Source organism: Methanobrevibacter sp. (assembly GCF_036307625.1).
GTDB lineage: Archaea > Methanobacteriota > Methanobacteria > Methanobacteriales > Methanobacteriaceae > Methanocatella.
In genome coordinates, this window is the sequence record NZ_JAXJXF010000167.1 from 48,244 (window position 1) to 58,023 (window position 9,780).

6 protein-coding genes are annotated in these 9,780 nt (G+C 33.0%); 2 read left to right on the forward strand and 4 right to left on the reverse strand.

Features of this window, described 5'->3' with window-relative positions; translation table 11 throughout:
• Positions 1 to 44: 44 nt before the first annotated feature.
• Positions 45 to 4,922 (reverse strand): cobaltochelatase subunit CobN, encoded by a 4,878-nt coding sequence (locus UIB65_RS10685; RefSeq protein WP_330041602.1) that lies wholly within the window; start codon positions 4,920 to 4,922, stop codon positions 45 to 47.
• A 249-nt stretch (positions 4,923 to 5,171) separates the two neighbouring features.
• On the opposite strand from UIB65_RS10685, the gene UIB65_RS10690 reads away from it, so the two are divergent.
• Both UIB65_RS10690 and dusB read left to right on the forward strand, forming a co-directional pair.
• Positions 5,172 to 6,020: a DUF1002 domain-containing protein gene (locus UIB65_RS10690; protein ID WP_296804896.1), complete on the forward strand. Its 849-nt coding sequence runs from the start codon at positions 5,172 to 5,174 to the stop codon at positions 6,018 to 6,020.
• 176 nt (positions 6,021 to 6,196) lie between these two features.
• Positions 6,197 to 7,186, forward strand: coding sequence for a tRNA dihydrouridine synthase DusB (gene dusB, locus UIB65_RS10695; RefSeq protein ID WP_296804894.1), 990 nt, complete (start codon positions 6,197 to 6,199; stop codon positions 7,184 to 7,186).
• Positions 7,187 to 7,236: 50 nt separating this feature from the next.
• On the opposite strand, the gene UIB65_RS10700 is transcribed toward dusB, so the two are convergent.
• From UIB65_RS10700 to UIB65_RS10710, 3 genes are all read right to left on the reverse strand, one after another.
• A complete protein-coding gene (locus UIB65_RS10700; protein WP_296804892.1) occupies positions 7,237 to 7,437 on the reverse strand; it encodes a hypothetical protein in 201 nt (66 codons plus the stop codon).
• 5 nt (positions 7,438 to 7,442) lie between these two features.
• Positions 7,443 to 7,898, reverse strand: a complete 456-nt coding sequence (locus UIB65_RS10705; protein ID WP_296893395.1) for a hypothetical protein — start codon at positions 7,896 to 7,898, stop codon at positions 7,443 to 7,445.
• A gap of 297 nt (positions 7,899 to 8,195) precedes the next feature.
• Positions 8,196 to 9,780: Ig-like domain-containing protein (locus tag UIB65_RS10710; RefSeq protein ID WP_330041607.1), on the reverse strand; the 1,585-nt coding region annotated here is incomplete at its 5' end.

Here is a 9,780-nt window from a genome sequence, read left to right on the forward strand (position 1 = left end):
ATATTTAAAAATTACTATAAAAATAAAAAAAGTTGATGATTAAATTAATAATCATCATAATCCTCTTTGCTATCTCTAACATAACCAACCAAGAAAATTGCAATTAAAATAATTACAGCAATTATAACAAATATTGGCATGCTTGATTCTGCAGAACTTGAAGCAGATTTAGCAACAGATTGTTCTGAAATCTCATATGCTTTAGCTCCACCAGCACTTTCACCACCAGAAGATGCATCTTGTGAACTAGAAGAGTCAGAAGATGATTTTGCATCTCCAGATTGTGAAGCATCATTACCAGCAGAAGTTTGACCTCCACTGTTAGATCCATCAGATTGTGATTGCTGTGATGTGGAATTTGTTAAAACATTAGCATTCTGATTTCCTTGTTCACCATTTTGAGAGCCTTGGCCTTGATTTCCTTCAGCACCTTGCTGGTCCATCTCTTTATCCATTTGATATAACGGATCAGTTTCAGTTGCTTGAGCTAAAATTTCTGCAAATTTTTGTTTTTGTGCAGGAGTTAAAGAGCTTAACTGAATAATCTCGGAATTCCATGCAAGGTTTTTACAAGTGTGGTGACAACATGCAACACCATACTCAATTACACTTTGCATGTAAGAATCGACTAACTTTTGAACAGTACTTGCATCTCCATCCCAAAGTCCTTGTTGAGCCATATAAACCATCCAAGCAAGTGTGGATTGAGAACCTGCTGCTAACGTATTACTGTTAACACCAGAATTTATTTTAAGTATAGTATCAGCCAATTGATTACCCAATTGTTTATTTAATTTTTCTCCACCTAAAACGGTTGTTGCATAGAAATTTTGGAATCTGGAAGCATATGCGTTCATACCCGCAGGAGTTTTAACTAAAGGATCATAGTATTGTGGATTTAAAAGAATGCTACGAATTTCAAATTCCAATTCCTCTTGATAGGTTCTTGAAACATATTTATTTTTGTTCCTAATATCGAAGAAAGCAGTATCAGGCTTATCTTTACCTGATTTTTCTTTCAATACATTAGCTGCATTATATAATCCACCAAACCAATCATAGTAATCATCAGAATCGAATAACCTCCAAGTACTATCAAAGTTTTGAGTAATTACATCCACATTATCAAGCAAATACTTATAAACATCTTTCTGTTTATTAACTTGAATATTACCTTTTTCATCCAAAGTCCATGAATAAGATACTTTATTTAAATAAATATCCATTGCATATTCATTTACTGATGCAATACTCCAGTCTGCAGTATTAGGTATAAGATTAGACATACCAGTACCTTCTAAAACATTACCTGGAAGACCGAATAACCTATCCAAATGAGGATTTTCTGCATAATGCTTGATTACATAATTATTAGATGCATCCTCACCAGTAGCATTAACAGCTAAATTAACTGAAGTCAGCATCCAAGTAATCCAATCCTTATTGTTTGTAACCATACTTGCAAATACATCAATTCTAGGCCTATTAACTACAGAACCATCATTCAATGTTACAGTTAACTCATCAATAGGTATCTGTTCAACACCTAAAACTTTACCATTATCTGCCCAGACAGGTTTGCAACCTAATAAATACATGAATTCAGCTACACCTATACCCTCAGTTCTGGATATTTCTGTACCCCACAATATTAATGAAGTTAGTTCCGGCCATTTTCCATGCTGTTCATGGTAATTAGCCAAAAGCATATCCACAATCCTAACAGCAGACTCATAAGCTGCATGAGAAGGCATTCTGGTAGGGTCAGATGCATAACCATCATAACCGGTTGGTATTGAATCACCATAAGACGGATCAGCAAACAGACCAGCTTTCACATATCTTCCATTTAAAGCACTTAAAATTGCATTCCATTCATTATTCCTTTGAATGTTTAAAATAATCTCTTCACAGTAAAGTGTTGAATTATACAGTGCAGTTCCCTCTAAAATACCGAACTCCCTGTTCAATTGTTTAGCAGAACTTCCATTAACCAAACGTGAAGAATATTCTTTTAAGAATGATTTTATTCTATCAGCTTCTTTGGTATACTTAAGATTGCCCTGAATATCATCATAGAATTTCAATCCACTTAATTTAGGATACAATAGCTCCAATAACTGGTCATATATTTTTGTTTGAGAAGTAACAATTGTAACTACCTCCTCTGCAAGCTCATAACCAGTTAAGATTTTTCCTAAATGGTGAAGACCATAAGTGTTAAAGTCATCCTCCATATCATCCAAATAGATATGCAATTCATCAATCCACTCTTGGAAAGTCTCATTTTTAGACATATTTCTGAAACCTAAGCTAGGAGCCAATTTTAAAATCTTATTCTTATAAGATTCAGCATTATTGGTTACGTTTAAGCTCAATTGTTCTTTATAGTAATTGATGTAATTTTTCAATACAGTATAATTACCATATAACTCAGATGATACCATTGCAGGAGTCATATGAGTAATCAATAAAGCTGAACTCCTATCTCTTGCAACCATAGCCTCACCAGGGTTAGAAACAATATAAGGATATACAGTCGGAAGTAAAGTTAACTCAAATGTCCAATCTCCAGGGAATGCACCCAAGTTAATACCCGGCAACCATTCTAGAGTTCCGTGAGTACCCATTGAAATTATTGCATTCATTTTTGCGGTTTTATCCAACCATTTATAAAATGCAACATATTGTTGATGCGGAGGAATGGTTAAACTGTGATAGTCTTGAACCTCTTCCCAACCCCTACTAGGTTGGAATGTGACGAATACATTACCAAACCATACACCTGGAATTACAATATATTTATTTTTATAAACCATTGCCGGACCTAAACCGTCTTTCCAGTATGAAATCATCTGATTAAACAATTCATCATTGATATCTGCTGTTAACTTTTCGAAATCTTTCAATGAAATCAATTGATGATGTTCCATTAAATAATCCCAATTCTCTTCGACATAAGTGTTTAATAACCCTTTTGCCCAAGAACCTTTATTGTTCATGTCAAATATTATTTGAGTTAAATTATGCAATGAAAGCAAGTTATGACGAGTTTTATTAATTAAATATGAATCTTTAGCATTTATAATCCATTGGAATGTATTATTTACTGCATTTGAAAATTCAAAGTCACCGCCAATGTCGTAACCTTGCATATATAATTGATAAAGCAATTCAAAGGTACTGTTGAAAACATCCAAATAGGAAGCAGCGATTTCAGCTTTTCCCGGAGGATAGTTATACAACATAATTGCTACTTTTTTATCGGAATTATTTAAATCATGCAGGTCAGCCCATTTACAGTTTAATTTAACCATCTTATCTACACCTTCTTGGATAACATGAGACTTACCAAAAACGTCTACATAAGACAAAGCAACCTGACCGAATACTCCTTCGAAACTTGGATATGTAACCATGAATGTCCATTCGACTTGAGGACCCAATTCACTGAGATAACTGTATTCAGAAATTTCAACAATTCCTTTCAATACATGCAAATCAATGTCAGTTAAATCTGGTTCAGCAGTACCATTTGCATAATCTAAAGACCAACTACATAATGAATTAACTGCAGATATGCCAACAGTTGAAATTGAAGAGATTTTATTCAAAATTGAAGACATTGGAGGTTGAGTTCCAGTTTTAAATACATTAAAAGCTGGCCTACCATTAGCTTCATAACCCCTAATAAGTGCATCTGCAACTTCTTCACCACCATAGTAAGAAGCAATAGCTATGAATGATTTTTTTGGACCAAATTTAGCGATATAATCCTTTTCAAACTTCTTGAACAATGCTGTCGGGTCCAATACATTAGTTAACCACACAACATAATTTTCAGTCATCCAATTTAAACTACCATCAGAACTGTGAGTATAACCCGGATTTTCACGAATCCATTGATTAATCAATTTTCCTTCAGGAACTAAAGTATATAAACCTAAATCCGGATGATAAAAACCACATTCAGGAGACATCAATGGAGCATTGTTTTCATCCAAGGTAGGGTCAGAATATTTTTTAGGATCAATCAAGTGTTTTACATAATTCAGATAATTTTTCATATTTTTTTGCAAAATATCTGATTCTGCAATATCCCTAGCCTGGAAATATGAACCTATATAAGTGTTCTCAATAGTATCAAAAGTATTGTTAGCCGCTGAAGCTCCTACAATATGAATTCCAGTATTGTTCAAAATTTGTTTTGAAAATACACTGAAAGTATATGCAACATTATATTTTGTATTAGCAGGAGACCTCGCAAGAAGTTCTTTTAAGTATTGAGCTGTCAAAACACTGTAAGCAGATTCTGAAAACATGTCAATATGCATATAATTAGCATATTCCACTAACCATGCACGGGATTTGTCAAAATCAGTGGTACTGATGTATGCAATCCTCCGTGACATATTCATCAGCAAGTCAACTTTTTCATTGTGAGAATTATAGTCGACCAAAAGCAATATGTCCGGAACGAACATTAATCCCTTGATATCGACAGTACCTGATTTTTTGGTAAAGTCAATATCTTTCAATTTAATAGGTTCATAAGTTAAATAACTAATTTCTAAAGAATATTTAGATGAACCTAAGTTTTTAATAACTGCATTACCTTTTGAATCAGTTTTAACAGTTGATACTAACTTATTAGATGAATCAAAAACCTTGACTGTAGCCCCCTTTAAATTAAATCCATCTTCACTCCATATTTTGCCAGTTTCGTTATAAGAATCCTTTACATTAACAACATTAATTACATTATTACCTGCTGTTAGTATTTGATTATCTGATTGCGAAGACTGGAGCTCTGGAACTTCCGAAGTTTGAACTACATTGTCTGAATTATCAGCACTACCAACAATATCAGATATTGTTTCATTATTCCCTGCAAATACTGTGCTTATAGAAAATAAAAGCATTATTGAAATAATTAATGCGAATAATAGCCTATTATCTAGTTTTTTCGTATTTTCACCTCCATTTCACTTATTATAACAAACATAGCAACATCGATAAGATTTACTATAAGTTTAAATTTGACTTGAAAACATATAAAACTTACTAAAGTAAAATGTAGTTCCTATTCAATAAAAACTGTCAACTCATGAGATAAGTTTAAATACTTAATCGGATAAATAAAATGTGCTATTATAAATTGAGGTGATAATATGCGTAAGATTACTATTGGTATGGTTATTTTATCTATAATCTTAATAGGTATGGTTATACCAGCCGGATTTTCCGGTCAGGCAAATTCAGTTGTTATAACTTACGGTGAAACTACTCATGCGAATACAAACTACAAATCTGACGTTGATTCATTTTTCAAAAGTCAAAGCAATTTGGATTTAAGTAAGGCAGATGAAAAAATCATTACAGCAAGCGACGTTAACAAAATTGCAAGTACAATAACTGGAAGAACATATGATTCCAGCGAAGTATTTTCATCAGCACTTGTTAACCTAAAAGATAGCACTAATCTTCAGGTTAGTGTAGACAAATCTAAAATCACCACTGTAACAGGAGACATGTACATATCTGCATTAAAGTCCGCAGGAATTAAAAGTGGCCATGTTTACGTAACCAGCCCAGTCAGTGCAACTGGAGAATCTGCTCTTGCAGGAATAATGAACTGTTACGAAGAGGCAACCAACGTTAAAATTCCAGAAACCGTTAAAGAGGCAGCTAACAAAGAAATTTATACCCAAGCGGAAGTAGTTGAAAGCTCAAATGTAAGTGCAGACAAAGTATCCAAATTAGTGGATGACGTGAAAGTAACCGTCAAAGAAAAAAATGTTACAGATCATCAAACTATTGTTAATATAATCAACAACTACACAGTAAACAACAACATCAATATCTCAAACAATGATGTTGAAAATATTGCAAGCTCTATTGAACAAACCCAAAACGTTCAAGGAGATATTAACAATTACGAAAATCAAGTATCAAACATTTTAAATTCTACAGGCGGTTCTGATGCAGCAAAAGGATTTTTAGAAGGACTATTCGGTTAAATAGTCCAATATTTATTTTTTTAAATTCACTTCTGTGTGAAGAAAACTTTCATCCACAAACAAATTACACGACACCATTATGAATAATGAAACCTGAAAAAATAGAGGAATCCTTCCCACACCATTATTAATTGCAACACTAATATATTAATTATAGCGATTTTTTAGATGATTTTATGAAATGGAAAATTGGTGATGTAAAAATTGACAATCAGATAGTCCTAGCCCCAATGGCAGGAATATGCGATTCTGCGTTCAGGCGAATAGTTAAATCAATGGGCTGCGGACTTATTGAAACTGAAATGGTTTCAGATAAAGCAATAATGTATGATAATTATAAAACCAAAGAAATGCTTTATATGACCGAAGAAGAAAGACCAATTTCCCAACAGATATTTGGAGCTGACCCCAAATCATTTGAGATAGCTTCAAAATACATTTATGAAAATATGAAGCCCGACATCATCGACATCAACATGGGATGCCCGGTTAAAAAAGTCGCAATCAAAAGCAAGGCAGGAAGCGCACTTCTAAAAAATCCCGAAAAGGCAGGAAAAATTGTTGAAAGAGTTGTCGATAGTGTCCCAATTCCCGTTACCGTTAAAATTAGAAGCGGTTGGGATCATGATACAATCAATGCAGTTGAAATGGCAAAAATTATTGAAAATGCGGGTGCATCTGCGATTACAGTTCACCCCAGAACCAGAGAAGACAGATATGACATTGCAGCCGACTGGTCAATAATTAAAGAAGTTAAAGACAATGTATCAATACCGGTTATCGGAAATGGAGACATTTGGACATGTTATGATGCAAAACGAATGATAGATGAAACCGACTGCGACGGCATAATGATTGGTCGTGCAATCAGAGGAAATCCCTGGATTGTAAAACAGTGCATTGATTATCTAGATAATGGATATGAACCCCAAAGAGTAACTGCCGAAGAAAAGATAGAAATGGCCAAAAAACATGCGGAATTATTAATTGATTTGAAAAATGAAGAAGTGGCCATCAAAGAAATGCGGGCACATACAGCATATTATTTGAAAAATCTACCGGGAAGCATTGAAATAAAACCAAAAATCTTTAAAATGAAAACAAAAGAAGAATTATTTAAATTGCTTGACGATTATCTTGCATCTATGGAAAATTTCAAACATTAACATCATCAGACAATTTTTTCATCTGAGTTATATAACCCATTTTTTGTAATTCAGGCCCCCATAACAAACATGACCATGTTTTCAGCACCGATTGTGATAACCATAATCATCATAACTCCCGCAATGGCAATTGCAACAATCCATATGCCGGCATTCCACTTTAAGACATTGGTTCCATCCAGACTGTAAATCGGGAACAGGTTAAATGTGGCCAAAAAGCAATTGACAGAAAATCCGACTGCACTAATCAAATATATTAAATGAAAACATTAGAATGGATTTTTAAAGGATATATTAAAGCAGCAATTGCTATAAATATTAATGCAAGTCCTAAATTGGCCATCGGTCCGGCAATTGAAATCTTACCGTTTATTTCATCAGATAGATTTTCCGGACTAATATGAAGTGAACCCAGCGATGCAAATACGAATCCAAAAAATGATGAAACTACTGCAATCACCAATCCCAAAGGCCACAATTTAAATTCCGCCAGGCAACCATATTTCATTGCCACAAATTTGTGTCCAAGCTCATGCAATAGAGACCCAATCACTACACTAACCATGACAATAGGCAAGATTGAAAGAATTCTCTCAACATTCAATCCGACAGTTGCTATAGAAAAACAAAAAGTAAGCACAACGAATGCAATGGTTAAATTCCTTAGCTCTTCTTTTGTAAATTCTAACAATATTAAATATATAAGACACATATAAAATTCTTTTCTAATTGAATTGATGCAAAGATTAGTAAATCTCCCGCATATTGCAATTAAGCACACAAACACTTAAAAAAAAAAGAAAAAAATAATATTCATAGCATGTTAATAGTAACCCCTACCAGTTGTCATGTTACTACAATGAAAACACACAACCACCAATTATTTTGTAATTAATGTATTAAAAAAAAATAAAATCATTACAGACTAAAAATAGAAAAAAAGAATATGAATATCAAGATTACAGACAAAACTCTAAAAAAAGAAAAAGAAAAATAGAGAATTTGGTCTCTATTTTTTAACTGTAATTTTTTTGTTTACTATATCTTTACCATAAGTAACTTTGTAGATGTATTTTTTGCCAGCTTTAAGTTTTTTGAGAACATTCTTTTTGATTTTGAATGTTGCTACAGCTTTTTTGTTGGTTTTTGCTTTATATTTTTTACCGTTGAATTTCAAAGTTATTTTTTTACCTTTTTGTAATTTTTTAGCAACTTTTTTTAATTTAACTTGGATTTTCAAGTATTTAGCTGATTTTTTAACTTTGAGGTTTTTAGCAACGATAATACTATTAACTTTAATCTTTTTAGATAATTTTATATCTTTATAAGACATTGTAATTGTATATTTAGTTTTCTTAGGTTTTACCTTAGGTAATTTGAGAGTTGCATAACCTTTGGAGTTAGTTAATCGTTTGTATGTTTTTCCGTTGAATTTGAAAGTTACATATTGTTTAACAACAGCTTTGCCGTCGATTGTTACGCGTACTTTGTATTTATATGCATTTGTATATGCTATTGTAATATTTTTAGCTGTGAGTTTAGGTTTTGGAATCTTTGCGGTAGTGTTCTTCATTAAGGAATTGTACTTATCATCACCGGAGTAGGTGATATTTACATTATAACTTCCATATGCTAAACTTGGCACATTAACAATTGCAGTGCCATTTTCAACAGTGGCAAAGTAATCTATACCTTTAATGCTTATAACAACATAGCCTTTAGCGTCGTTAGGTAAAGTTATATTGAATTTAGGTGATTTAGAACCAACAGCAAGAGTGATCTTAATAGATGTACTATTTGCAGGAACATCCACTTTAGAAACATTCACACTAGAAGTCTTGCTGATTGATGCATATTTACTATCACCGGAATATTTAACTTCAACAGTATGATTACCGGCAGTTAATTCAGGTACAGTCACTTTAGCACTACCATTGATTACAGGAGCACTTGAAACCTCTTTACCATCAACTAAAACATACACAGTACCAGTAGCATCACTAGGTAAATCCACATCAACAACGGAACTTTCACCTGAGGTAATATCTGGAATTGTAATATTAATGTCAGGTTTTGCAGGACTGGTGATTGTGAAGTCAGATGAAGTTACATTTGTATTAAATCTGGAATCTCCCATATAAGTAGCAATTACAGTATAATTTCCATCTTCCAATACATCTTCAAAGACTGCTTTACCTTCAATTACATCAACATATAACGAATACCATTCAGCACCAGTTACTTCAAATTTAACGATACCTGTAGCTTTAGAATCAACTTCAACAGTGAATGTAACAATGTTCTCATTACCAATAACATCCACATCCAATGAAATAGTAGTGTTTTCCTTAGCAACATCCACAACAGTAAACGGAATGCTTGTAACATTATTCACATAATTTGCGTTAATGTATTTGACATCAGCGAAGTAATTTCCAGCATCCAGAGCTATTGTATTCACTCCAATACCATTTGAAACATTCACAACAACTATTTTACCGCCAACATCAACATAATATTCACCATCAACATCAGCAACAACAGTAATAGTTGAATTCTCAAGATATGTTACATTTTGACCGAATACAAGAACA